The 23,878-nt window shown below is 52.5% G+C and carries 20 protein-coding genes and 3 pseudogenes; 9 read left to right on the top strand and 14 right to left on the bottom strand.

All coding sequences use genetic code 11. The annotated features are described in order from the left end of the window. Positions 1-304: 304 nt before the first annotated feature. Entirely contained in the window at positions 305-1,231 is a 927-nt protein-coding gene (locus KTE_RS27545) for a glycine betaine ABC transporter substrate-binding protein (RefSeq protein WP_236600611.1), read from the bottom strand. Between KTE_RS27545 and KTE_RS47900 the strand changes: the two genes are divergently transcribed. Beyond that, a complete protein-coding gene (locus tag KTE_RS47900; RefSeq protein ID WP_236600610.1) occupies positions 1,203-1,754 on the top strand; it encodes an ester cyclase in 552 nt (183 codons plus the stop codon). The genes KTE_RS27545 and KTE_RS47900 overlap by 29 nt on opposite strands. 321 nt (positions 1,755-2,075) lie before the next feature. On the opposite strand, the gene KTE_RS27535 is transcribed toward KTE_RS47900, so the two are convergent. The 6 genes and pseudogenes from KTE_RS27535 to tnpA all read right to left on the bottom strand — a co-directional run bounded on the left by KTE_RS27535 (position 2,076) and on the right by tnpA (position 8,837). After that, positions 2,076-4,481: a PAS domain S-box protein gene (locus KTE_RS27535; RefSeq protein WP_201386651.1), complete on the bottom strand. Its 2,406-nt coding sequence runs from the start codon at positions 4,479-4,481 to the stop codon at positions 2,076-2,078. Between the two features lie 24 nt (positions 4,482-4,505). Beyond that, positions 4,506-5,684, bottom strand: a pseudogene (locus tag KTE_RS49810) (RNA-guided endonuclease InsQ/TnpB family protein). Between the two features lie 118 nt (positions 5,685-5,802). Beyond that, positions 5,803-5,979 (bottom strand): PAS domain-containing protein, encoded by a 177-nt coding sequence (locus KTE_RS27525; RefSeq protein WP_236600608.1) that lies wholly within the window; start codon positions 5,977-5,979, stop codon positions 5,803-5,805. 488 nt (positions 5,980-6,467) lie between these two features. Continuing rightward, a complete protein-coding gene (locus KTE_RS27520; RefSeq protein WP_201386645.1) occupies positions 6,468-7,004 on the bottom strand; it encodes a TetR/AcrR family transcriptional regulator in 537 nt (178 codons plus the stop codon). Positions 7,005-7,243: 239 nt separating this feature from the next. Beyond that, complete coding sequence (locus KTE_RS27515; RefSeq protein ID WP_201380033.1) at positions 7,244-8,446, bottom strand: RNA-guided endonuclease TnpB family protein; 1,203 nt, start codon at positions 8,444-8,446, stop codon at positions 7,244-7,246. Then, positions 8,439-8,837: an IS200/IS605 family transposase gene (tnpA, locus tag KTE_RS27510; protein ID WP_201386643.1), complete on the bottom strand. Its 399-nt coding sequence runs from the start codon at positions 8,835-8,837 to the stop codon at positions 8,439-8,441. The genes KTE_RS27515 and tnpA overlap by 8 nt, the downstream gene beginning before the upstream one ends. Before the next feature lie 243 nt (positions 8,838-9,080). Here tnpA and KTE_RS27505 point away from each other — a divergent pair, with 243 nt between their 5' ends. Beyond that, the gene (locus tag KTE_RS27505; protein ID WP_236600607.1) at positions 9,081-9,290 is read left to right on the top strand and encodes a hypothetical protein; all 210 of its coding nucleotides are present in this window, start codon (positions 9,081-9,083) and stop codon (positions 9,288-9,290) included. A gap of 83 nt (positions 9,291-9,373) precedes the next feature. Here the strand turns inward: KTE_RS27505 and KTE_RS27500 are convergent, their stop codons facing one another. Continuing rightward, a complete protein-coding gene (locus KTE_RS27500; RefSeq protein WP_201386641.1) occupies positions 9,374-10,204 on the bottom strand; it encodes a phytanoyl-CoA dioxygenase family protein in 831 nt (276 codons plus the stop codon). Positions 10,205-10,789: 585 nt separating this feature from the next. Between KTE_RS27500 and KTE_RS27495 the strand changes: the two genes are divergently transcribed. The 4 genes and pseudogenes from KTE_RS27495 (at position 10,790) to KTE_RS27480 (ending at position 15,363) form a co-directional block, all read left to right on the top strand. Next, the gene (locus KTE_RS27495) at positions 10,790-11,662 is read left to right on the top strand and encodes an SDR family oxidoreductase (protein WP_201386632.1); all 873 of its coding nucleotides are present in this window, start codon (positions 10,790-10,792) and stop codon (positions 11,660-11,662) included. 178 nt (positions 11,663-11,840) lie between these two features. Beyond that, positions 11,841-12,266 (top strand): J domain-containing protein, encoded by a 426-nt coding sequence (locus KTE_RS27490; RefSeq protein WP_201386631.1) that lies wholly within the window; start codon positions 11,841-11,843, stop codon positions 12,264-12,266. A 314-nt stretch (positions 12,267-12,580) separates the two neighbouring features. Continuing rightward, a pseudogene (gene iscB, locus KTE_RS27485) lies at positions 12,581-13,891 on the top strand (RNA-guided endonuclease IscB). Between the two features lie 71 nt (positions 13,892-13,962). Next, positions 13,963-15,363 (top strand): IS4 family transposase, encoded by a 1,401-nt coding sequence (locus tag KTE_RS27480; protein WP_201386625.1) that lies wholly within the window; start codon positions 13,963-13,965, stop codon positions 15,361-15,363. A gap of 480 nt (positions 15,364-15,843) precedes the next feature. On the opposite strand, the gene KTE_RS27475 is transcribed toward KTE_RS27480, so the two are convergent. Then, entirely contained in the window at positions 15,844-16,725 is an 882-nt protein-coding gene (locus KTE_RS27475) for a hypothetical protein (RefSeq protein WP_201386624.1), read from the bottom strand. A 594-nt stretch (positions 16,726-17,319) separates the two neighbouring features. Here KTE_RS27475 and KTE_RS27470 point away from each other — a divergent pair. After that, positions 17,320-17,904 carry an IS607 family transposase gene (locus KTE_RS27470; RefSeq protein WP_201386623.1) on the top strand — a complete coding sequence of 195 codons (585 nt, stop codon included), beginning with the start codon at positions 17,320-17,322 and terminating at the stop codon, positions 17,902-17,904. Next, entirely contained in the window at positions 17,891-19,189 is a 1,299-nt protein-coding gene (locus KTE_RS27465) for an RNA-guided endonuclease TnpB family protein (RefSeq protein WP_201386622.1), read from the top strand. Before KTE_RS27470 ends, KTE_RS27465 begins: the two co-directional genes overlap by 14 nt. On the opposite strand, the gene KTE_RS49805 is transcribed toward KTE_RS27465, so the two are convergent. Next, complete coding sequence (locus tag KTE_RS49805) at positions 19,133-19,315, bottom strand: TMEM175 family protein (protein WP_201386621.1); 183 nt, start codon at positions 19,313-19,315, stop codon at positions 19,133-19,135. The two genes, KTE_RS27465 and KTE_RS49805, sit on opposite strands and share 57 nt — an antisense overlap. A gap of 125 nt (positions 19,316-19,440) precedes the next feature. Here KTE_RS49805 and KTE_RS47875 point away from each other — a divergent pair, with 125 nt between their 5' ends. Continuing rightward, positions 19,441-19,596, top strand: a complete 156-nt coding sequence (locus KTE_RS47875; protein WP_236600606.1) for a hypothetical protein — start codon at positions 19,441-19,443, stop codon at positions 19,594-19,596. On the opposite strand, the pseudogene KTE_RS27445 reads toward KTE_RS47875, so the two are convergent. The 4 genes and pseudogenes from KTE_RS27445 to KTE_RS27430 all read right to left on the bottom strand — a co-directional run bounded on the left by KTE_RS27445 (position 19,593) and on the right by KTE_RS27430 (position 23,812). Then, positions 19,593-20,551, bottom strand: a pseudogene (locus KTE_RS27445) (acetylxylan esterase). The gene KTE_RS47875 and the pseudogene KTE_RS27445 sit on opposite strands and share 4 nt — an antisense overlap. A gap of 152 nt (positions 20,552-20,703) precedes the next feature. After that, positions 20,704-22,014 (bottom strand): amylo-alpha-1,6-glucosidase, encoded by a 1,311-nt coding sequence (locus KTE_RS27440; protein ID WP_201386616.1) that lies wholly within the window; start codon positions 22,012-22,014, stop codon positions 20,704-20,706. A gap of 18 nt (positions 22,015-22,032) precedes the next feature. Then, the gene (locus tag KTE_RS27435; RefSeq protein WP_201386614.1) at positions 22,033-22,926 is read right to left on the bottom strand and encodes a carbohydrate ABC transporter permease; all 894 of its coding nucleotides are present in this window, start codon (positions 22,924-22,926) and stop codon (positions 22,033-22,035) included. 22 nt (positions 22,927-22,948) lie between these two features. Beyond that, on the bottom strand, positions 22,949-23,812 hold the full coding sequence (locus KTE_RS27430; protein WP_374226828.1) for a carbohydrate ABC transporter permease: 864 nt from the start codon (positions 23,810-23,812) through the stop codon (positions 22,949-22,951). Positions 23,813-23,878: the final 66 nt, after the last annotated feature.

Here is a 23,878-nt window from a genome sequence, read left to right as displayed (position 1 = left end):
AACCTTCAGTGAAAATACCTGCTGTTAGTATAAAATTGACACACCTTAGGAACAATTGACGATATGGTGATTAGAATGGACAATATAATGGTTTCTCTTCTCTGGCGTTGTGATCTCATTCGATGGACAGATCGCAGCCGGGGCACTCATAGATGTGGGCCGAAAGGGGCATGGGCTGGCTATGAAGGTGCCCTCAGAGAGCGTGGCGAAGGTCGTTAGCCCGACATCCACGCTCACACTTTCCCTTAGCCAAAGCCTTCCATCTGAGCGGGCGCTGCACAGCACTATCGCAGCATTCAAAAAACTAGAGCAACCGTTGCTTCTTCAGAAAGTCAGTAGCGACGAGGGTGATCGCACGGGCAGTGGAGACACCCTCATTCTTCCTTCTGTTGGCCACATCGGTCTGCAATTGAATACTCCCCTCGGTGGTCAATTTAGGAGCCAACGGATTAAGCACGTTGGGAAGAGTAGGATATTTTTGCAAAACACTATTACGCACAATAGGTGCCGGATTGAAGGCTGGAAAGCCATTCTTGTCATCCTTCAAGAAGATGAAGCCACTCTGTGGAACGGTAGCATCAGTGCCGTAGCAGGCAGTAATCTGTGCTTTATTGCTTTTCACCGCTTGGAAGCTGAGCCCATAGTCAAGCGTCCGTAGGCTCTTAAAACTCTTCGTTGTGATGTGGTAGGTGCGCTTCAAACCATCGACAAAACGAACTCCGTCGCCAGGTGAGGTGAGAGCGAATTGTGAAATCCTGGGCAACATTTCAGAAATAGAGAAGATCCTATACTTCTGGGCATTTTCCCTTGACGTACAGAGCTCATAGCCGTCGTTGAGAGGGGCCATTGCAAGCCAAGTAATCTGATATTTTTTATTGAAGCCTTCCTTTACCAGTTGGTAGTCCTTTTGGGGATCATAGGTAGAAGGGATCTTTAGCTTATTAAGGCCTGTAGCGGTAAATTCGGGATACATATCAATCGCTCCATTTTGCAGAGCTTGAAATATGATCGCGCTATTGGCAAGTGCAGCCTTCTCCTTGACACTGTACCCATTTTTTCGAAGCAAAAGAGTATACATCTTGGTAAGAAGTTGTGATTCAACATCAAGTTTACTGGCGACGCTGAGAGCGCCCCTCGAATTGCCACTGTTACCACAAGCAGGGAGAGAAGGCAGAAGGAGAAACAGCAGCAGAAGGAGAAGTATGCTTTCTGGCCAACCTTTTTTTCGCACAATCTTCCTCCCTGGAAGAAATTTACGCCCCTCACATATGTCAAGAGGCAAGCAGAGCAAAGAGGCTGAGGCTATAGACGATCCGTTTGTCTCGTTACACGCAATACCAGCACGAAAAAACGATCACCAATGTAACAGCCATCTTTTCATTAGATCCTCCGCCTCTTTTATTCCGCAGATGCCTGCTGACATCGAATTGATCCCCATTTCGCGCACGGTGGGCGTGGATCGCATCGTGGATGAAATGGTGGTCCGCCTGACGCACTCAGTCGACATGGACTGGTTTCTTCCTGGTATCCCCGCGACCGGAAAACGGGTCGAATTTCCGATGGTGGTGATTGTCCAACGCCGTGATGGCAAGATGGCTGCTGAACGCATTTACTGGGATCAGGCCAGTGTGCTGGTGCAACTTGGCCTGCTTGATGCGAGCACGCTCCCTGTCGCCGGTGCTGAGGTCGCACGCAAAGTGCTTAATCCCTCCCTGCCTTCCAACGAACTGATAAGGCGAGCACGCAAGCGGTGACCATTCCCATCTATTGGTGGTGTCGCGGAATCCCCAAATGGACAACCGGGATCTTTGCTTTCCCGTGAATGTACAACCATCGAGTCAGGAACAACAGACACAAGCAATGCAATTACCGAAACCACCCTTCTGGAGCTAGGAGAAAGACGACTCCACCCGTCTTTCTCCCAGATTTTCACCAGCATCCAGCTGCTTTCTTGCTCCTCAGACGAGAGGTGGTTGCCTTTCTCTTCTCTCCGACTGGTAGAACTTGCTCGTTCTCTGCTTCTCTTCGCATACAAAAGTGGGTAGCGCTCAACCACGTGGGCATCCATTCCACAGTCAGGCCTCCCTCCTCGTGGGAAGGGTGATCGTAAAGGTCGATCCTTTTCCCACGTCACTCTCCACCGAGATGGTTCCCCCGTGATGCTTGACGATCTCCGCCACAATGTACAAGCCCATCCCCAGGCCGGGAATCGCTCTCTGCTTGGCACTAAGGACTCGATAGAAGCGCTCAAAAATCTTGTCACGCTGCTCGCGCGGGATGCCCAGTCCATAATCGTGCACACGGATCGTGACCATCTCAGCGGAGGCGGAGAGGTCCATCTCGACGGTCTGTGCACTGGGAGAATACTTGATGGCATTGCTGAGCAGGTTGATGAACACCTGTCCCAGCCGATCTCGATCCCCCAGTAGACTGCTGTGCGCCGCGCCATGTACCACGATGGTATGGCTGGGATGCGTATACTGCATGGTGTCGGTGATTTCCCGCAGCAACGCGTCGAGATCCACCGGCTCCTGCCGATACTCCAACTTCCCCGCCTGGATCTTGGAGACATCTAGCAACTCTTCTACGAGTCGAGTAACTTTGTTGATCTGTGTCTCCATGCTCGAAAGGGCTGAAACTGATACCTGTGTGCCCTGCTTTGCCAGTTGCCTGTGCAGCAAGGTGGTCTGTAGCTTCAAGGCCGTGAGTGGGTTCCTCAGTTCATGGCTCGCCATGCTGATAAAGTTATCCTTGCGCTGCTCTAACTCCTTGCGCGCGGTGTTATCCAGCACAAAGCCGATTGTGCGGAGCAGCGGGTCGCGTCGTAAGGCCACGGCTCCCACAATCACGGGAAGGCGACTGCCATCTTTACAGACATATTCTTTCTCATAAGGGGTTCCATATTGTTGAACAACGAGTTCCTGGCGTGCTTGCTGAGTGCGAGTCAGATACTCTGGAGGCGTCATGCGCATCCAGTTGATGCTCCCTTCACACAGATCTTCGCGGGTATAGCCGATCATGCGCAGATAGGTGTCATTGGCATCCACAATCTGCTCTCCTTCGGCGAAAAAGATCCCGATAATACGGGAGTTCATCAGGATGTTGACGCGTTCCTGGCTCTCTCGTAAGGCTTCCTCCGTCCGTTTCCGCTCCTCGATGTCGGTACTGGTCCCCAACCATTTGACGACTTGGCCTGTTTCATCGCGTACTGGCAAGGCCCGGTCTAAAAACCAGCGATACGCTCCCGTTTGGTTCTCCTTGAGACGATATTCGATCTCATAGGGTTCCCCTGTTTCAAGCGCGTGACGCCGAACAGCCTCAACACGCTCATAATCCTCCCGATGCAGGAATTGCTGCCATTCCTCGCCCAGCATGGATTCAGGAGAAGCACCAAGGTAGTTGTACGCTCGCTGATTGGCGTACTCAAGACGACCATCGGATCGCACGGCCCACACCAAGTGTGGCACGGTTTCGGCTAGCACCCGCCAGTTCTCCCGGCTTTCTTTGAGTTGCTGCTCGGCTCGTTTCTGGTCTTCAGTGTCGGTACAGGTCCCCAACCATTTGATGATCTGGCCTGTTTCATCACGTATTGGCATGGCGCGTGTTAAAAACCAGCGATAGGCTCCGGTCGCCCCATGACGGATGCGGTGTTCCGTTTCATACACCTCGCCGGTCTTGGCGGCGTGCTGCCATAGGAAGCGATCGCGTTGCCGGTCCTCAGGATGGATCCATCCCCCTCTCTGGCCCTCTTCGGTGCTCAGGCCAGTATAGTCGCGCCAGCGTTGATTAAACGAGTCAACAGAGCCGTCCGGTCGCCCGATCCAGACCTGCTGAGGGATGGCATCGATGAGGGCATGGATTTCCCCTTCGGCTCGCTTGCGCTCGGTGATGTCAGTTCCGACATAGACGAGGTACTCGACGTGGTGGTTCACGTCCTTGTGGGGAATGACCGTTGCCTCAAGGTGAAGGTCCATCCCCTCTCTGGGGTGAACCAGCGTCTCGAAACGCACCGTTTCTCCCCTGCTGGCGCGTGCGATGGCTGCGCGTAATTGGTCTTGACTCGCGGGATAAAAGGTCCACCAGGGGGTTTGGGCAAACGGTTTGCCAATCACCTCCTCGCGTCGGATCTGCGCATCTGCTAACGGAGCCTCATTGATGTCCAACAAGATTCCCTCGGGCGTAAGAAATCCGACTCCGACATACATGTTCTCCAGGACATCAGCGGCGAGGTGTTCGTCTGGGAAACATGTCTCCTGGCGAGGTAAAGGTTCTCTTTTCTCGTGGACATGTAACACCAGTCCCCCAACGGTCGGAGTGAGCTGCACGTGTAGCCAGTTGCGGGTCACGAGAGAAACATACTCCACTTCCGTCGATTCTCGGGTCTGTTTCGTCTTGTGCGCGGCCTGGTAGAGCGCGGGGCTCACCAGGTGGGGAGCGCTGCACCAGAAGTTGTTCCCATTGACATCCTCCCCATGGCTCAAGCCAGGGGATTCCTCGAGTCGCCTCTAGGGTTTCCTGCTTCGCTGAGTCTTGCCTGAACGAGACAAAGCCCGTCCAGGTCTTACAGACTCTCCACAGGCGTTAAGGACCGTGAGCCCCACGGCCACAATGTTCTTTGCTGCGTTGATATCGCGGTCATGATGGACCCCACATTCTGGGCAGTCCCATTGACGGACATCAAGCGCTAAGGAGTCGAGGAGATGACCACAATCGAAACAGCGCTTACTGGAAGGATACCATTTGTCAATCTTGACCACGTTTCGACCATACCAGTTGGCCTTGTATTCGAGTTGGGACACAAACTCGCTCCATCCCACATCGCTGATCGCTTTGCTGAGGGTTGGGTGCTTGACCATGTTCTTGACTGCCAACGACTCGACACACACCACTTGGTTCTCGCGTATGAGTCGGGTCGAAAGTTTGTGCAGGCGCGTCACGGCGGCGATCAGCGATACGGGCATGAATGCGTGCTACGTTGAGACGTGCCTTGTCTCGGTTTTTCGAGCCCTTTTTCTTCCTGGCATGACAACGTTGGGCTTTGGCCAGTTTCTTTTCATCCTTGTGGAAGAACCTGGGATTGCCCACCACTTCACCGGTCGAGAGGACCACAAAGGACTTTAAACCAAGATCAGCTCCAATCGCCTGCTCATTGGCAGGCACATGCTCAATCTCGTCTTCCACAAGGATGCTGATGCGCGTAGCGATTGGCACAGTCTTTGGAGATGGTCACACTCGAAGGGGGTGCGTCTTTTGGCAGAGGGCGCGACCAGCGTATATCAAGGGGTTCGTTCATCTTGGCGAGTGTGAGAGCTCCATTGTGCCAGGTAAAAGCATTGGCGGTATAGGTGGCGGATTGCTTGTTGCGTTTTTTGTGGAAGGTGGGGTACTTGGCACGCCCTTCAAAGAAGTTGAGAAACGCTTTGTCCAGGTGACGAAGAGCTTGCTGCAAGGGCACGCTAGAAACGGCGTTCAACCAGTGTGTCTCTTCTTGCTTTTTCACGTCAGTCAACAGGAGACTCAACTCTTTGTAATAGAGTCGCTGATGGTCGTTGTAATAGGCATCGGTTTTCTTACGCAATGCCCAGTTATAGACGCGCGCGACAGCACCCAAAGGTTTGAGCAAGGATCTGCTGTTGTTCTGGTGTGGGATACACGCGGTACTTGAAAGCGCGTTTCTGTTTCATAGGATACATTATAGCAGTTACGGTGTAAAAATGCAACAATTTGCACTGCCCTATCCGCCCCAAGAAAGGAGCGCGCCATTCATCCCCATGTTTGCGCAACAGGGGTCTTCTGGCGCGGTTAGATAAGTGTCTCTGGTGATGCTCCTAGCATGGCCTGCGCGCTTGCATTGATATACACAATCGTTGCGGTCTCATCGAGCACAAACAATGCACCAGGAAGTGTCTCAAGAGTCGTGATGAGCGTCTCATTGCTGTCTCTCATGAGACGCTGCTTTGTCTGCTTTATCTTCAACATACGGTGGTAGCTCTCCCTTTCACATATCCCCATCCCTGGTAGCAAAGCTACATCCCTGCTCTCACCCCAAGACGTCTAGAAGAACGCATTCTCTCTCCACCCTTTCCTCTCCGTAGGCCAGTGTAAAGAATCACTGCTACGAAGTGCTCCTACAACAGGTAACACATGCGAATATGTTCTCAACGAGAAAAAGCTCATTCAAACAGCTTTCATTGAGTACAAAAGTAAAGCATATGGGGTCTATCTGGCAGCTTAAGCGTTGGTTTGAAGAAGGCGTGGAAGGCAGACCGTGAAGATCGGCCTGGTCTCTCGACCGAAATATCATCTACCCATATCTCATCCCCTCTACGTGGGCACTTCGTAGCAGTAGACGCTCGTACTGGTGGGCCTCAATGGTAGTTGCATATCTATCGGATGAGACATCTATCTTCTCCTCTCTGTTGATCTGGTATTTACTGGTGATGTTGCGTCAGGAGCATACTTACAAGCTAGCGTGCAGTTTGTGCCGCATTCACATTCTTCTGCGTTAACGCTGTGGCAATAGCGCCATCCATCAGCAGGCAAATCTGTGAAGCAACGCGGTCAATGTCAGCCAAGGTCGCCGCCTGAGCTAACTGCTTCACGTAGTCATGGACCAGTTGTTTATGTTCATTCACGATATCACGCACAAAACGTTGCTCGTCGTTAAATTCGGCGGCAGCATTGATGAAACCACAGCCGTGAAAATCGGAAGAGTGAAACCATTCGTCGAGCACATCAAAGATAGCAAGAATGCAGTCTTCAGGTGTCACACCGATGCGATGCACCGCCTCTTCTAACCAGGCTCGCCAGCGAACATCCCGCTTTTGTAAGTAGGCGATCACCAGATGGTCCTTTGAGGGAAAATACTTATAGAAGCTCATCTTGGCAACACGGGACTCTTTCACGATGCGATCTATTCCTGGTGCGTGAATACCTTCCCGATAGAATAACCCTGACATCGTCTCGATGAGACGCTCGTATGGTGTGAATGCACGATCATTCATGAGACGACTTCCCTTCTGCAAAAAAATCTCTGTATTTGCACTCAAGAATAATAGACAGACTGATCTGTCTATTGTCAAGGGTAGAGCAAATTATTGTCAGGGCGTTCAAATTAAAAAGAGGCATGCTCTGCGGAGCACCGCCGCGAATGAACCAGGGTATACTTGGAGGGAAAGATTCCAACGTGCAGGATGGACTTTAAGCTTGATAAGCACTCTAGCTTGGTGACGACTCCCCACGGCTACAAGCCGGGGGCTTCTGGAATGACTCGGCCTGCTCGTCCACAGGCTTGACGTGCATTTGCTAAGATATTGAGGCTTCCATTGTGGTCGCGGTGGATGACCAGACCACACTGGGGGCACTCGTAGACCCGCACTGACAGCGGCATCGGCTGACGACAACCGCAAGCAGAACAGGTCTGGGACGTATACGCCGGGTTGACTTTCACGACCTGCCTCCCAGCTTCTTCCGCTTTGGCGAGCAAGCGCATGAAAAACTGTGACCACGACGCATCGGCGATCGATTTCGCAAGGCGCGGGTTTTTGACCATATTGCGCACGACGAGCGCTTCCACAGCAATGAAGCCAAAGCGGGCGACCAGTTTGCACACTTCTTGCTCAATGAAGTTTTTGCGTCGGTTGGCAATCCGCTCGTGCGTGCGCGCAACAATTTTGCGTTTCTTGTCGCGCTCTTTGCTTCCCCTGGCAGCTTTGGAGAGTTTGCGTTGGGCGCGCGCCAGCCTTGCTTCGTCCTCGCGAAAAAAGCGGGGATTGGCGATCTCTTCCGCTGTGCTCAAGTAGGCAAAGGTTTTCAAGCCAACATCAATGCCGACTTCTTTCTCTGAAGGCGGCATGTGGCTCTCCTGGGTCTGTTTCGGAGAGCCTTCCACTGTGATATTCACAAACCATTTGCCCGTCGGAGTGCGTTTGACAATCGCTGTCTTGGGGGTTCCTGTGATCGGGCGATGCAGAACCATTTTCACCTGACCGAATTTTGCCAGTTCCAGCATCCCTCGGTTCTTCTGGCCCTGGGTATGGATCTTGAAGCTATTGCCATATTGTTTGAAGGTCAGCGAATGATAGCGAAAACGTGATTTAAAGCGGGGAAAGCCCGGGGTTTTTCCTTCTTCGACACGCTGAAAGAACGCGGCAAAGGCCAGATCCACCCGCTTCACCACATCCTGGAGCACCTGGGAGGGCACAAGAGCCAGATCTGGGCGAACTTCTTTGCAGCCGGGCAACTCGGCACATTGATCCTCATACGAGAGAGACCTCCCTGCGATGCGATAGGCGCTTTTGCGTTCATCGAGAGCCGCATTATAGACTTCACAGCAGAGCGTCAGCCATGCTTCCAATGTTCGCTCTTGCTTGTGTGTCGGATAGAGCCTGAACTGGTAGGTTCTGGTCGGCTTTTTCTCTTTTGGTGGTTTCTCTCGCTTAGACATGCTTTTGTTGCTCAATATACTGCTTGATCAAGGAGAGGAGCGCTCCCCCAGTTGTTCCGACAAAATAGGAATTCGTCCACAAGCTCGGCAAGCGGCGTTTCAACGCAGGAAATTCCTGTCGCAGAACCCGGGAGGAACGTCCTTTGATGAGCTTTATGAGGCGGTGAATGCCGAACTGAGGATCGACACTGACCAGCAGATGCACGTGATCAGGTATGATTTCCAGTTCTTCCACCTCGGCCTGGCATTCCTGACACACCTGGGCAATGATCTCTTTCAGGCGTGTTTCAATTGGCCCGATCAACACGTTTCGCCGATATTTCGGGCACCAGACCACGTGGTAGTGGCAACTATAATACACGTTCCGGTTGCTCTTGTAGGTTTCACTCATCGCATACAGTATACAGCTAAGAGCTATCTGCTGTCAAGAACATTTGTTCGCATCATCTGTTTCCCTCCACACCCTCGCCCCGAAAAAGGAACGCCGCTTTCATCCCCATGACTGAAGTTCAGGGGCTTTCAGCGGCGGTATAGGGTAAAAAGATGTTCCTGGCTATCGAAATGCACCACAGCATGTTGCTCCTGGAGAGGAAGCACGAAGAGGAAAAAGCAAGTCACCGAGAGGAGTAGAGCGATGCCGAAGCACCTGCAAGCGCGAATGGCGCAAGATGGACGAGAAGAACGCCAGGTGCGTAAACTAGCCGGGAGCCGCCATGCGCCCGCCGATTGGAAGTTTCACGCCCACATGGTGGTGGAGAGCTGGGCAGGGAAGACGCCCCAAGAAATTGTCACCACCCTCTCATGCCATCCTCAAAAGGAACGGCCCTTCTATCCCCATGCCTAAAGGTAGGGGGGTTACGGGCCGGTTCGATAAGAAATTGTGGAGTACGTCGTCTATTTTGAGAACGCGAAAAGGATAATGTATTGCTACCAGGGATCAATACCCAGTAGTTTACGGCCCAACGGAGTCATCACACGAAGTTGTGCTTGATTATATTGATCAAGCGCAGCAGGCCTGGCTGGATAATGCGGATGATCCTCACGGATGAAGCGGGTAAATTGAGCTATTCGCGGCCTGGGCAGGTGGTTATGTGATGCCGCATGTGGCATCAGATGATGGAGTAAGGCAAAATCTCCCGCCTCCCCGGTTACCTCGACTGTTTCCGGGAAATCGGTAATGTTTTTCCATTTTTCATAAAGTTGACGTCCTTCTGCATGTGCTCGTGCTTTTTCCTCGACGAGTCGATGTCCCCCAGGAACGACATGGATACCACCGCCTTGCGGTTCAACAGTATTGAAATAGTAGCATCCCCCAACCTGTAATTCTTGTTGTGTAAATTGGAAGTTATTCACAGTGTTAGGTACAGAGGCATCAAGGTGAAGACGCTGACTCAGAATATTTTTTTCGCCTGCATTACGCAACGTAATGCCTATTGACCCATCCATCGATCGCAAGCGCGTCGAGCCAAGCAATTGGACTGCCGCTCTATAAAGTTTCTCATTGATCATCAGTGGTAAAAGTTCCGGCGTATCAATTGTCTGGCTTCCATTTTCATTCATTGGTTTGAGTCTACCATTGCGGGTGCCCCAATGGGCCGGGAGGGTCAAATCACGTGGGACTAGATTTAAAATCTGGCCATGGTAATAGGCGGCTTCATCCCGTGAAAGTACACCTTTCACGAGGACATAGCCAAGTTCATGAAATTGAGCAACCTCATCCTCGCTCAGGATCGGTTCAACGCTGCTTAATGTGGTCATGGCTAAAGTATCCTTTCCTTTGCTGTGTCATATGCAAAAAACATGGCTACGGATGAATAGTACTCTATAGCTTCTGGCTCAGAATAGAGGATTGTTAGCCCATGGAAAAGTAAAAACTCGTTACTAATCACTTTGTACCCCTTTATTATAATATTACCATTTTCTTGTTTAATGGCCGCAGCTATCGTATGAAAGAGCGCCAGGCAGATCATACAGGCGTCACTACTCAATCAGAAACGGCTCTGGCTGCCATTGGCGGACCATCCACCGACATTTGTTCATCGGCGGTAGAGACACCCGGTTCTGGCGCCGTTCTCTCAGCGTTTGCTAGTCGGCGCTTTGAACATTCTTCCTCTGTAAAAGAAGAGAGATTTGTCCTTCTCCCCTTCACTTCAGGCACTCTTCCAAATTGGGTCAACCCCACGTCCTGAAGTGAGCGCGGTAAGACCGAAGCGCGACCAGGTGCACTCCTGCAAGAAGACAGTGTGCATCCACCAGAAGTCCGATATCGTTGGGAAACGCTCTCTCTCCAATAGAGAGCTATGATACAATCATAATAGGCTTTTTTGATGATTGGAGAATATTATGCAAACACATATGAGTGGAAAAATCTGTATCGTTACAGGCGCGAACTCAGGGATTGGCAAGGTCGCGGCACGAGAACTGGCAAAGATGGGGGCGACCGTTGTGCTGATCTGCCGCAGCCGCGACAAAGGGGAAGCAGCCCAGCAAGAGATCAAGGCAGCGAGCGGAAGTAATGCCGTTGATTTGTTACTGGCCGACCTGTCATCACAGCAATCCATCCGTCAGTTGGTGGAGCAGTTCAAGAAAAGATACACTCAGTTACATGTATTACTGAATAACGCAGGCGCGATGTTCCCCAGTCGTCGTGAGAGCGTCGATGGCATCGAAATGTCGCTAGCCGTCAACCATATCGCCCCATTTTTGTTCACTAATCTCTTGTTGGATACCTTACAGGCCAGCGAGCCTGCCCGCATCGTCAATGTGAACTCCGGAGCGCATTTCAGCGGTAAAATTAACTTTGACGATCTACAATCGCAGAAAAAGTATGGCGGGTTGGACCTGCAGGCATATTCTCAATCGAAGCTGGCTAATTTGCTGGTCACTTACGAACTGGCCCGACGGCTCAAAGATACATCAGTAACCGTCAATGCGCTTCATCCCGGCTTTGTCGCCACCAATATCTCGCAAAATGCCGCACCCGGCCCGTTGAAACCATTCATGAGTGTTGTGGGTAGATTCATGGGTATCAACGTGGAAGCGGGCGCGAAAACCTCGATCTACCTGGCCTCTTCACCAGAGATCGAGGGTGTATCGGGCAAATACTTCGTCAAATGCGCCCCTGTGACTTCCAGCAAGCTCTCCTACGACGAAGAGCTCCAGAAGCGGATGTGGGAGGTCAGCGAGGAACTGACAAAGACGGCGGTTCACTCATAAGAGAAAAAAGAAAGAACCACGATGTATCGCGCATGGTTGAGGATAATGAATGTATCTATTACGTGTAAAAAACATTTATGATGTAGGAAATGATTATTATAGGATCCATATTGAGGATCACGGTATAAATTCACACAATCGAGAAGTTCGCCAATCTGTAAAGGACGCATTTGCTACCTTGCGCAAAGCCATCAATGCCTATCGCCTCCTCCCTGAGTATGCTGTGCTCTATCGTACTGATGAACGATATAGTGTCAAGGGGAATTACTGGTGTTTGCACAAGCAATTGCTCTTACACTTTGCAACCTGGCTAGAATTTTCAGCTCCACTTGAAACATTGTTATGGGAGGCCAGGATGCGCGCCGAACAGCAATATTCTAGCTTTCAAGAGCCATATCAGGTCTCTCGGGCTGGTATAGATAATGCATTGCGCTTCTTTGGCCTGGATCATACAGCCACACAAGAGGACCTGAAACGGCAGTATCGCCAGCTTGTCAAGCGCTATCATCCAGATACAGGCGGTGACGAAGCAAAATTCAAAACACTCCAATATGCCCATACTCTCTTGAAAACGTACATGAAGTCCGGTTCGCTTGTTGGCTAGAAAAAAGATCACTACTCAGGAAGGGCCATCAGGTCCTGTTAATACAGGAGTCATGAACCCCGGTGTTTCAAACCCGGGCTTACTCGACGGTTCGCCGCTGAGCAGGCCCTCATGAGCAGACTCAGTTCGGAGCACGCTCCGAACTCCGTTCGCGACGAAACTAGGTACCAGCGGGTGCGAGGCCAGCCCGCTGCTCTACGGTGATGGGTTAAACAGGCAGAGGGGTCAAGCCAGTGCTCATCGCGTCAAACCGTCTCTGAACCTTATCGAGGCCAACCGTACCTGCGCAAGCAGAGATCCGAAAGGATTCTTGGATGTCCAAGGTGTTTGTCATAGAGAGCTCTCACCAACCGCTGGATCCCGTGCATCCGGGTCAAGCGAGACGCTTCCTCAAGCAGGGGAAAGCCGCCGTGTGGCGCCGCTTCCCCTTCACCATCATCCTCAAGCAAGAGGTTAAGCAGCCCCAAACCGAGCCCTTGCGCCTCAAGATCGATCCAGGCAGCCGGACCACCGGCATCGCCCTGGTCCATGATATCTCGGGCGAGGTCGTCTTTGCCGCGGAGCTCACCCATCGCGGGCAACAGGTCAAGGAGGCCCTCGATACCCGTCGAGGAGCCCGAAGGGGGAGACGAGCCCGCAAGACGCGTTACCGCAAAGCCCACTTCCACAATCGCCGCGTCCCAAGGGATGGCTGCCACCCTCGCTGGAGAGCCGCCTGCGCAACATCCTGACCTGGGTCGGGCGCCTGTGCCGCTGCGCGCCGGTGACCTGCATCAGCCAGGAGCTGGTGCGCTTTGACATGCAGCTGCTGGAGAACCCCTCCATCCAGGGGAAGGAGTATCAGCAAGGGACGCTGGCGGGATACGAGGCGAGGGAGTACCTGCTGGAGAAGTGGGAGCGGCGCTGTGCCTATTGCGGCAAGAGCAACCTCCCGCTGCAGATCGATCACATCGTGCCCCGCGCCAAAGGGGGAACCAACCGCCTGAGCAACTTGACGCTGGCCTGCGAGCCCTGCAACCAGACCAAAGGGAACAGAGACCTCGAAGACTTCCTCAAGAAGAAACCGGAGCGCCTCAAGCAGATCCAGGCCCAGGCCAAAGCCCCCTTGAAGGATGCCGCCGCGGTGAACGCGACGCGCTGGGCGCTCTTCGAACGCCTGAGAGCGATGGGGCTGCCCGTGGAAGTGGGATCGGGAGGGCTCACCAAGTACAACCGCTCGCTGCGAGGCTTCCCAAAGACGCATTGGCTCGATGCCGCCTGTGTGGGTCGCTCCACGCCAACGCTTCTGCAGACGAGCGGGGTGGTTCCGCTGCTGATCCGTGCGCAGGGGCACGGGTGTCGGCGAGTGCGCAATGTCAATGCCCATGGCTTTCCCTGTTCGGCCCCTAAGAGGGCCAAGAAGGTGCAAGGCTTTCAGACGGGAGATATCTGTCGAGCGCATGTCACGACGGGAAAGAAGCAGGGCGTGTATAGCGGACGGGTGCTGGTGCGTGCGAGCGGCTCCTTTGATCTGACCACGAGGGCCGGGCGCATCAAAGGGCTGGACGTGCGCTTTTTTTACGCCGCTGCATCGATCGGATGGATACAGCTATCAGAAAGCAGGCGTACATTCCTCCCCGGCCTAAAGGCCTGACACTTACACACAAGTTTTGGCGTGCTGAAAAGAAAAGCGTGAAAAAGCCAAGGAGGAAGGCTCATGGAACAAGAACCTTTGCAGCATGCCGACGAATGGGCCGCCCAGACCTTCGGAGCAGCAGAATTGGGGGATCCACGACGCACAGATCGTTTGCTCAAGGTCTCCAGCGCGTTGGCAACAACCCCATCGGGTTCCTTGCCTCATGCGTTGCAGACCTGGGGCGAAACGCAGGGGGCCTATCGCCTGCTGAATCTGGACGCCATCACCTATCAGGATATCCTGGCTCCCCACTGGAGCCAGGTCTACGGCGAGGCAACCCAACACTTTTGCACCCTGCTGCTGGCAGACACGACCGAGTTTGACTTTTCGACCCATCATGCACTCAAAGGACGAGGGCCGATGGGCAACAGCAAAAAAGATATTGGCTTCAGTTTACACACCGTGCTTGCAATGAATCCGCACAACCAGCAGATCTTAGGATGTATGACGCTCTCACCCTTCATTCGTCAGCTTGCTCCCGTTGGGGAAACCAAGGCGGAGCGCAAAAAGAGAGAGCGAGAATCCCACGTCTGGGAAGAGAGCGTGCGGCAGATCGGGCGAGTGCCTGAGCATCATCAATGGGTCTATGTAAGCGATAGCGGCAGCGATGTCTACACGTTTTGGCAGACGTGTGAGGATCTAGAGTATGATTTTGTGTTGCGAGTGGCCCAGGATCGTAACGTGGAGATTTCCCAAGGGGATGCGCAAGCAAGGCTCGACGAAGGGCATCTCAAGGCCCTGGCTCGTGCCCTCCCTGGCGTAGATGCCCATCTGGTGCACATTCCTGCCCAGCATGCTCAGCCCAAGCGAGAAGCACTCTTACAGATGAATTTTCAAAAGGTGCGAGTCCAGCCACCTGTGAACGGAGCCTGTTTGCGCAAAACGGAGATTGTCGCCTGGGTCGTCCGGGTTTGGGAACCGTCCCCACCCGAAGGGCAAGAACCGTTAGAATGGATCGTGTTGACCACGCTGCCGATCACTTGCCCAAGCGAGGCATGGGAGGTGGTGCAATGGTATGGCTGGCGTTGGCTACTGGAGGACTTCCACAAGGCACTCAAAACTGGCTGTCGGATGGAGCAGCACAATCTGCAAAGCATGCAGGCCCAATGGAACCTGTTAGCCATCCTCACTCCCATTGCCTTGCGCCTGTTGCTGATACGACAAGCGGCACAGCAAGCCACCGAGATCCCTGCGGGGAATGTGGTTTCTCAAGAGGCTATCCAGGCCGTGATCTTGTTGGATCACCGTCACCGCAACATTGTGACGGCCGAGCACTTGTGGCGCGCAATTGCCCGTCTGGGAGGTTACCTCGACCGGAAGAGTGATGGACCACCAGGATGGCAGATCTTATGGAAAGGATGGATGCGGGTCATGGACGTCTTGGAGGGCGTTCATCTCGCCGCTCGTCTCCATCCTTCATGATTTGTGTGTAAGTGTCAGGCCTAAAGGCGCGGGGCTTCCTGCACGCATCTGTGTGAACCCCATGGACAACAAGCGAGGAAGACGGTTCTCAGATGGGCACGTCGTGTATCTTCCCCCAGAACAGGCTCTTGCCTTTCTCACCTGGCTTCACGACCAGATACCGCACCTGCCTGAGGTCCTCGCCGCTTGGCTCACACAGCAGCAACCACCCACCCCTAATCTCCCTGCTCTCCAACCTTCCTTCAGCACAGACAACATCAAGTTACGTTATTCTCCTCACGAGCGTTCCCTCAGTATTATGCTCTTCCCTATACAACAACATGATAATATTGTATATCAAGAGACACTCGATAAACACTTGGAACCTTTTCGAAGCCGATGATTAAGCGACGTAATCCGTTTTCTAGCATAACACAGTTAAAGGGGAGATTGCTGTTTTTGTCAGCAGCCTCCCACAAAAATAGAACGCTAGGGGGAAGATTATTTCTCCGCCTCAGCTTCCAGCGTCACTTTTTTCCCTTCAGTTGGAATAGTGCCATTTGTGTCTGTAAGCTGAAAGGACATGACATGGAGATGATGCTCATGTTCATGGCCGGACCAATCTACAAAGAGCGTATTGTTGCCATAGGTCAGACCAGAGACACCTGTACTTGTGGATTTTTCATTGAGTGTCACCTTCTGGCCCCAGTTTTCGCCATCCGTGGAAGACAGAATATTGAGCCGATCATCATGGCCTATCCAGGAGAGATACAGATAGCCATTACCAAAAGCAAGTCCTGGAGTAGCTGTATGGGGACTTTCCTCTTTTAGAGTCCGCTTGTCCTGAAAGCTTTTGCCATTCGTAGATGAAAGAATATTGATATGACCGTCGCGGCCCTGCCAGGCCAGGTAGATTTTGCCATTCCCTGCTGTTAAAGCAGGTCCTGACTCACCCGTCGCTTCCTCATCCAACGTCACCTTATCGAATGGAGCCAGCTCGCCATCATCAGCTACATTGAAGGAAGTGACATTGATGTGACTCTTGTGGTCGCGACCCGCCCAGGCCAGAAAAAGTTTATCCTCGCCAAAAGTGAGAGCAGGGACGCAACGGCGATGAGCAGTCTCGCCCATTCTCACCTTATCGCCCCAATTGAGGCCATCAGGCGATGAAATAACATTTACATATTCATCATGATCAATCCAGGCAACAAAGATCAGGCCTTTGCCAAAAGCAATGGCTGGTCGTGTGCTCTTCAGACTGCGCTCATGCAATTTATGCTCATTTTCAAAATCGCTACCATCTTTCGATGATAAAACACGTAAATATTCGTCGGTTCCTTCCCAGGCTAAGTACAACTTCTCGTTCCCATAAGCTAGAGGCATACTATTATTTTCTCCTCAATGTTTTGAACTATTATCGGCAAGTAGCCGCTTTGTCTACTACTCACCCAGTTATATAGACGTGGAAAATTCAAATTTTGTAACTGCTTACGCCTACTAAAATGGCAGAGTATATCAGATCATAGCTACCTCTTCTGACACCTCTAAGTCGGGATCTCTCTCAAGCAGATCCTCTATTTTGTTTGTGGACCAATGAGAGACTGTCCATGTACTACCAAGCAGCACAAGATAAACAACAATATAGACTGTTGTGAGAATAGGCGTAAAAATGCTTACCACAGCTAAACCTACAAAGATGAGCGGGTTGGCCAAAAGGATATATGAAAAGCGCTTGCGTCTCTTGGACGTGATATTCCTCTTTAAAAGACGATGTTCGTGTGTCTGACTTGTCTTATAGCTGGCGTACTGCCACATGGCCCATAATATTCCGGCTGTGAAGATCTGCCAGCAACTAAAGAGAGTGGCATAATGTTGAGAAGACATATGGCTGGTATACAGGCGCGCGGGTATTGAAACCGATCATTGAAGATATAGCGAATCCTTGACAATCACCGAGAATCCTGGTACACTTTTCCTATGAAACTCAGTGATTACGCAAAACAGCAAGGGGTCCGCTATGAGACGGCCTGGCGCTGGTTCCGAGACGGCAAGATTCAGGGTCGACGCGTGGGAGCGCACACGATCCTGATCGATGAACCTGCAAGATCCGCCAGCCCGGTGAAAGCTGTGACGGTGGTGTACACCCGCGTCTCCTCAGCCGAGAACAAGGCGAACCTGGACAGTCAGGCGGAGCGGCTCGTGGCGTACTGTGCGGCTCGTGGCTATCAGGTGAGCAAGGTGGTCAAAGAAATTGGTTCGGGGGTCAACGACAATCGGCCCAAGTTTCTGGCGCTCCTGGCTGATCCCAACGTCGGGCGGATTGTCATTGAACACAAAGACCGGGGGACGCGCTTTGGCTTTCGCTATATTGAGACGCTCCTCACCGCTTACGGGCGGGAAATCGAGGTGGTCAATCAGGCCGAAAATGGGACCGAAGATCTGCTCACCGACCTGACGAGCATCATTTATAGCTTCTGTGCCAGACTCTATGGGCAGCGTCGAGCGAAACGAAAGACCGAGCGCATTGTCCAGGAATTGGAGGCGCAAGATGCACCTGGTTGAAAAGCATGTGATTGCGCAGACCGATCCGCGCTTTGCCTGCGTGGATGCAGCCTGTTTTGCCTCCAAGAATCTCTACAATGCCGCCCTCTATGAGTTGCGTCAAACGTTCTTTTTGACCAACACCAGCCTCTCCTATCCTGCGCTGGATAAGCGGATGCAAGAGCACGAGGCATACCGGGCGTTGCCTGCCAAAGTCGCGCAACAGGTGCTCAAGCAGGTCTGCACCGCCTGGTCGAGTTTCTGGGCGGCGCTTCTGGTGTATCGAGAGATCCCGGCAAAGTTCGTGGGGCGTCCTCACCTCCCAACGTACTTGCCCAAGGCGAAGGGGCGTAACCTGCTCGTCTATACCATGCAAGCGGTGAGCCGGGGCAAACGGACCCTGGATCGGGGGATCATCCAGCCCTCGCAACTGGGCATCCAGGTGAAAACCCGGCAAGACCCCAAAGCCATCGCGCAGGTGCGCATGGTTCCCAAAGTGGGCTATGTCGTGGTCGAAGTCATCTCTGAACACGAACCCACCGTCACGGCGGTTGATCCTGATCTGCTCGCCGGACTCGATCCGGGTATGGATAATCTGGCCACGCTAACTTCAAACAAACCAGGCTTTGTACCGGTGATTGTTAACGGGCGCGGCATCAAGTCCTGTAACCAGTATTATAACAAACAACGAGCAGTGCTCCAGAAATCCCTCGGACATCCTGGCCGAAGTCGGCGCGTGGAACAGTTGACGACTCGACGCAACCGGCGGATCGAGCACGACCTGCATACGGCCAGCCGCTTCCTGATTGATCTTTTGGTCGCCGAGGGGATCGGGACGTTGATCATCGGCAAGAATCCGTTGCAAAAACAAGAGATCCGCTTGGGGAAGCGCACCAATCAGCACTTTGTGCAGATCCCGCATGCGCGCTTCATTGAGATGCTGCAGTATAAAGCGGAACTGGTCGGCATTCGCGTGATCCTCACCGAAGAGTCGTACACGAGCAAAGCCAGCTTGCTTGATCTCGACCCCCTGCCCTTGTATCGCAAAGGCGAGCAGGTGGCCTACCAGTTTAGCGGCAAGCGCATCGAGCGGGGACTGTATCGAGCAGCCGATGGGCGAGTCATCCATGCTGATGTCAATGGCGCAGGGAATATTATCCGCAAAGTAGCTCCTGGAGCTTTCGAGCGCAAGGGAGTAGAGGATGGGGAGTGCAGGGTCCATCTGCCGGTAGTCCATCCGGTGAGGAAGTCATTCCCTCACAAACCCGCTCGCGAGAAAATCCTGGCTCCTGTCAGGATTCGCTAGTCGCGACGGAACTATAAACATCAGGATGATCAGAAGAAGGAAGACAAAGTCGAGCACAAGCAGCACCGAATCGTACCTCTTGATAAACCTGAACAGATGATAATGGAGCAGCCAGTACACACCCATAATGATAATCCGTAGTCTCTACGTGACCGTAGGCTCCGAAGGTATCCCTTGCCGCGTGATCGTGGCGACCCATCCAGCTGACAAAAAGAAGAGCTCCATTGGCGTCACGCGCCCAGGAGTCATCTATGAACTCTTTCTTTACGGATCTGCCGCAACAGGCGCTCACCGCTTCGAATGTTGTTGAATTGTATCTACATCGTGGGACCTTCGAGCCTGCGCTCTCCGACGAAGATCAGGAGATCAACTCAGATTGCGAGTGCAGCCACTCGGCCTCTTGTTAGATGCACAGAGAGCGGCGCACAAAACGATATTTTTCTTCGTCGTGAATGAGACTGCCACCTTCATGCCCATTGTAAGGATAGACCTTCAGCTCCTTTTCGCAGAGTAGGTGATTATAGACTGCAAAACCAGTCGAGGGGGGCAAATAGTATCGAGCAAGCCGAGCGAGAGCAGAACGCGACAGGTAATGAGCGGTGCGAGGTTCAAGCAGTCAAAATAGCTTAGTGTATGAAAGCTCTCCTCAACACGCTGAGGGTAGGTCTTCCAGTAATCGACCAGTTCCTGGAGAGGACCGGCACTAAAGACTTCGACTGCGCGCCGTAAGTGGCACAGGTAGGGCACATCGGCGAGAGCCGCAACGATGCCTTTCTCTCTGGCAAGCGCCGCGACCGCCAGCGCCAACCCGCCTCCCTGGCTACCGCCGTGCAGGACAAGGGGGCCAACCTCCGGAAAGGAGCGTACGGCCTCAATCGCGCGCACACTGTCCATATAGACAAAGCGATAGTAGTAGTTTTGTGCCTGAAGGATACCCCTGGTCATACAGCCAAGCACAGACCCGCGGTCGTAGTTATTGTTATCAGGTGTATCGCCATTCTGCCCGCGTACATCAACGGCAAATACACCATACCCCTGTAAGGCCCAGTCGAGATGAAAGCCTGGCAGACGCTTGCTGGCGCTATACCCATGATAACGTACAAGTGTGGGCATTTTTCCATCAATCGTCAGGCGATACTGCTTCTTCGGAAGAAGATACCAGCCGGCCACACGAGTCCCCTGACCAAATCCATCGTAGGACACTTTATATACTGTCACGCGATCAACGGGGTAATCCTGCTCTTCTCTGGTGATATTGAGGGGCTGGGACAAACTTTCCGCCAGGGTTTGTTGCCAGAAACTCATGAAATCATCTGGCCTGGTGAGCGGCGGTCGATAGCGTTCAAGCTGGGCCAGAGGCATGTCAACAAGCATAGCTCTTTTCCCTTATCTAAATATCAATACAATGATGAGGGCTCATGAGAAGAAGGAGAAAGTCAAGTTGGGTGCTGCCCCAGACTCATACACATAGGTATAAGTCTGGGGCAGCACCCAACAACGATCTGCGCCCTTTTTCATTCGCCGCTGTAGAGCACATCTAAGAGGAGTGATGCCGTCCATGAGAACTGGTCTGTTCCGTGTCCCTGACCACTGAACGGGTTATAGTATTCGAAAAAGCCATGCCGTTGAGGCAGATCAATTATTGTCTGGCGCAAACGCCGGGCATATTCGTGGTACCCGTAACGGTGTAAGCCATGAGCGAGCAGCCAGTTCATGTTGATCCAGACTGGGCCTCGCCAGTAGCGATTGGGGGAAAATTCAGCTGTCAGCCTGTCATAGCTTGGCACGGCGTATATCGCTTCATGCAAGGGGCTGAAAGCCTCCGAGTTGAGATAGGTATACATCCGCTGAGCACGAGCCTGGTCAGGGATACTCGCGAAGAGCGGTACAAAGCCAGCAACGCTATAGGCATGGATCTGTTCATTCGCCACAAGGTCGAAATCGAGATAGATCCCGTGTTCGTCATCCCACAGCTTCTGGTTGATAGCCTGGGACGTCAGTTCGGCCCAGGCCTGAAATGGCACCGGGTCCTCGTTCAGGATTTGCGCAATCTCCGCGAGATCTCTATTCGACTGGCAGAGTAGGGCATTAAACAGCACATCTTGCACCAGAAAAGGGCAATCGCGGCGGATCTGTGCTTCATCGTAGTTCCGTGCGGCAAAGAGCTTGACAAGATAGGCATAGCGGTCGTATTCCATCTTGGTAGGCCGATCCTCGGCATTCACAAGCTGAATATCCACACGCTGATATGTTGGAACCTCTTCGGCTTGAAGCTGCATACGCTGGAGAATAGCATCCCAGACCGGTGAGTTATCCAGTGATTCCCATGGATGCTGGATATACACGAGGCCTTCTCCCTGCGCGTCACGTTCCTGATAGAGATATGTGTGCCAGGCTTTCAGGTGGGGAAACATCTCAGCCAGGAAAGCACGTGCCTGCGCGGTATTCTGCGCGTGACGATACATATGTAGAATAGCCGTCGCGTGCACCGGTAGCTGGACAAGGCCCGATGTCTCTCGATCACGAGGCGCGTAACGATAGCGCTCAACCTCCCAGAACTGTAACCTATCCTGGTAGTTGCTCGCCTGGGGATTGAAGATCATGTGCGGGAGCATCCCGTTCGACCATTGGCCCGCAAAGAGGGTGCGTAGCTCTTGTTCGGCGCGATCCTGATCATAATGGATATAGCCCATGGCAATAAAGGCAGAATCCCATGACCACTGATGGTGGTAAAGAATGGAGCCAGGTCGTGTAAAGGACCCGGTCCAGTTCCCCTGGAGCACCTTGATTGCCTCCTGGGCGAGTTGTTCATATTCGTGTTTCATAGCAGATGACACCTCCCTTTATCCTTTGAGACCCGTGAGTTGGATGCCTTGAATAATATGCCTTTGAGCGATAATATAGACAAGCAAAATGGGCAGGACAGCAAGCGCTGAACCTGCCATCAGCAACGTCCAGGATGTGGTGTACTCACCTTTGAACAGATTGAGCATTAATGGTACCGTGTACAGATTGGAGTTGCTGAGCATAATGAGTGGCGCAAAAAAGTTGTTCCACTGGCTCAGGAAGGAGATAATACCTAGTGCAGCCAGGGGAGCCTTGAGCAGCGGAAGGATCACACGCCAGAACAACGTCCAGCGATTGGCCCCGTCCATGATGGCTGCCTCTTCCAGTTCTATCGGAATCCCCTTGATAAATTGACGCATCAGGAAAACGCCGAAGGCATTCAATAGAGCATAAGGGACGATAATAGAGAGATGCGTGTCGATCCAGCTCAGTTGTTTCATGACGAGAAAGAGCGGGATAATCGTGACTTGCAGCGGAATCATCAAGGTAGCTAAAAACAGAATGAAAAGGGGACCACGCAAGGGAAAACGAATGCGGGCAAAGGCATAGCCTGCCATGGAGCAGGTCAATAATTGAGATGCAACCACAACGAAGCAGATATAGATACTATTGAAGTAGGCAAGGCCAAAAGGAAGAGCCTGCAAGGAATCGGGGTAATTCTGCCAGGCAACCGGATTGGGAATCCAGGTCGGCGGAACGCTAAAGGCTTGCGTCGCCGTTTTGAGCGAAGTCAGAATCATCCATAAGAATGGCGCCGCCATAAGAATGGCGCCCAGAATTAAGAGGAGATGGATAACGATAGATCCCACCTTAATGGGAGATGTACGCTGAGTACGCGCTTTTGCAGCTTGCAAATCGACGCGCTGGCCGCTAGCATCCTCTTGTATCATGGATTTCCCCTTTCTAATTATTCTATCCCTCGTAGTAGACCCAGCGGCGCTGAAGTGTGAACTGGAGCAAGGTGAGAGCCAGCAGAATCGCAAAGAGGACCACTGCCGCTGCGCTGGCACTGCCAAACTCAAACTTTTGGAAAGCAAGCGTGTAAAGGTGATAGACGATAGTATAACTGTCTTTCCCTGGCCCGCCACCTGTCATGACGTAGGTTTGATCAAACACCTCAAACGAATGGATAATAGAAATTACCGTAACAAAAAACAGGGTGGGCGAGATCAGCGGCAATGTGATATGCCGGAAGAGCTGGAACTTATTGGCTCCATCGATTTTTGCAGCTTCTAGGTAGGATCCGGGAATACCTTGCAGCCCGGCCAGAAAAAGGAGCATGTTGAAACCCAGACCCCACCAGATACTGACGATGGCAATCGAAGGAATTACCAGATGAGCATCAACCAACCATTGGGGACCCTTAATGTGAAACCACTGATCTAAGAGCACATTGATGAGGCCAAAATTGCCATCCAACAACCAGATCCAGATGACTGAGACGGCCACTGAACCGGTAATTACCGGCATGAAATAGATCACGCGATAAATCGTTTTGGCACGGACCTTGTTGACCCCCATGGCGACAAGCAGCGCTAAAAGGAGACCTGCCGGAACGACAAGTATAGTGTAGTAGACAGTATTGATGAGCGCTGTTCGAAAATCCGGATCGGCAAACTGGTTGAAAAAATTCGCCAGGCCGATGAAATGCATGGGGCCTAGCCCATCCCATTTCACCAGGCTGAGAGCGAAGATAGAGACAAGTGGAATGAGCGCAAAGGCAATCAGCCCAATGAATTGGGGAAGCAGAAAGACATACCCCCAAAGAGCTTCCATAATACGCCTTTTCCGTGCCGGATTTGAAGCTATGCGCTTGCCCAGGTGTCGTTCCATTTTAACATT

The sequence above is a fragment of the Ktedonobacter sp. SOSP1-85 genome, from assembly GCF_016587415.1.
In the GTDB taxonomy this organism is placed as follows: domain Bacteria; phylum Chloroflexota; class Ktedonobacteria; order Ktedonobacterales; family Ktedonobacteraceae; genus Ktedonobacter.
The sequence above is the reverse complement of the archived record's forward strand: the minus strand, read 5'-3'. Positions and strand labels throughout refer to the sequence as shown.

What these genes read in the sequence shown, in the direction of transcription:
- tnpA (WP_201386643.1), bottom strand. Translation starts at nt 8,837, where the DNA reads ATGAGTGAAACCTACAAGAGCAACCGGAACGTGTATTATAGTTGCCAC.
- KTE_RS27430 (WP_374226828.1), bottom strand. Translation starts at nt 23,812, where the DNA reads ATGGAAGCTCTTTGGGGGTATGTCTTTCTGCTTCCCCAATTCATTGGG.
- KTE_RS27470 (WP_201386623.1), top strand. Translation starts at nt 17,320, where the DNA reads ATGAAACTCAGTGATTACGCAAAACAGCAAGGGGTCCGCTATGAGACG.
- KTE_RS27515 (WP_201380033.1), bottom strand. Translation starts at nt 8,446, where the DNA reads ATGTCTAAGCGAGAGAAACCACCAAAAGAGAAAAAGCCGACCAGAACC.
- KTE_RS27475 (WP_201386624.1), bottom strand. Translation starts at nt 16,725, where the DNA reads ATGCCTCTAGCTTATGGGAACGAGAAGTTGTACTTAGCCTGGGAAGGA.
- KTE_RS27525 (WP_236600608.1), bottom strand. Translation starts at nt 5,979, where the DNA reads ATGTTGAAGATAAAGCAGACAAAGCAGCGTCTCATGAGAGACAGCAAT.
- KTE_RS27495 (WP_201386632.1), top strand. Translation starts at nt 10,790, where the DNA reads ATGCAAACACATATGAGTGGAAAAATCTGTATCGTTACAGGCGCGAAC.
- KTE_RS47900 (WP_236600610.1), top strand. Translation starts at nt 1,203, where the DNA reads ATGCTTTCTGGCCAACCTTTTTTTCGCACAATCTTCCTCCCTGGAAGA.
- KTE_RS47875 (WP_236600606.1), top strand. Translation starts at nt 19,441, where the DNA reads ATGAACTCTTTCTTTACGGATCTGCCGCAACAGGCGCTCACCGCTTCG.
- KTE_RS27505 (WP_236600607.1), top strand. Translation starts at nt 9,081, where the DNA reads ATGCCGAAGCACCTGCAAGCGCGAATGGCGCAAGATGGACGAGAAGAA.
- KTE_RS27500 (WP_201386641.1), bottom strand. Translation starts at nt 10,204, where the DNA reads ATGACCACATTAAGCAGCGTTGAACCGATCCTGAGCGAGGATGAGGTT.
- KTE_RS27480 (WP_201386625.1), top strand. Translation starts at nt 13,963, where the DNA reads ATGGAACAAGAACCTTTGCAGCATGCCGACGAATGGGCCGCCCAGACC.
- KTE_RS27520 (WP_201386645.1), bottom strand. Translation starts at nt 7,004, where the DNA reads ATGAATGATCGTGCATTCACACCATACGAGCGTCTCATCGAGACGATG.
- KTE_RS27440 (WP_201386616.1), bottom strand. Translation starts at nt 22,014, where the DNA reads ATGAAACACGAATATGAACAACTCGCCCAGGAGGCAATCAAGGTGCTC.
- KTE_RS49805 (WP_201386621.1), bottom strand. Translation starts at nt 19,315, where the DNA reads ATGGGTGTGTACTGGCTGCTCCATTATCATCTGTTCAGGTTTATCAAG.
- KTE_RS27465 (WP_201386622.1), top strand. Translation starts at nt 17,891, where the DNA reads ATGCACCTGGTTGAAAAGCATGTGATTGCGCAGACCGATCCGCGCTTT.
- KTE_RS27435 (WP_201386614.1), bottom strand. Translation starts at nt 22,926, where the DNA reads ATGATACAAGAGGATGCTAGCGGCCAGCGCGTCGATTTGCAAGCTGCA.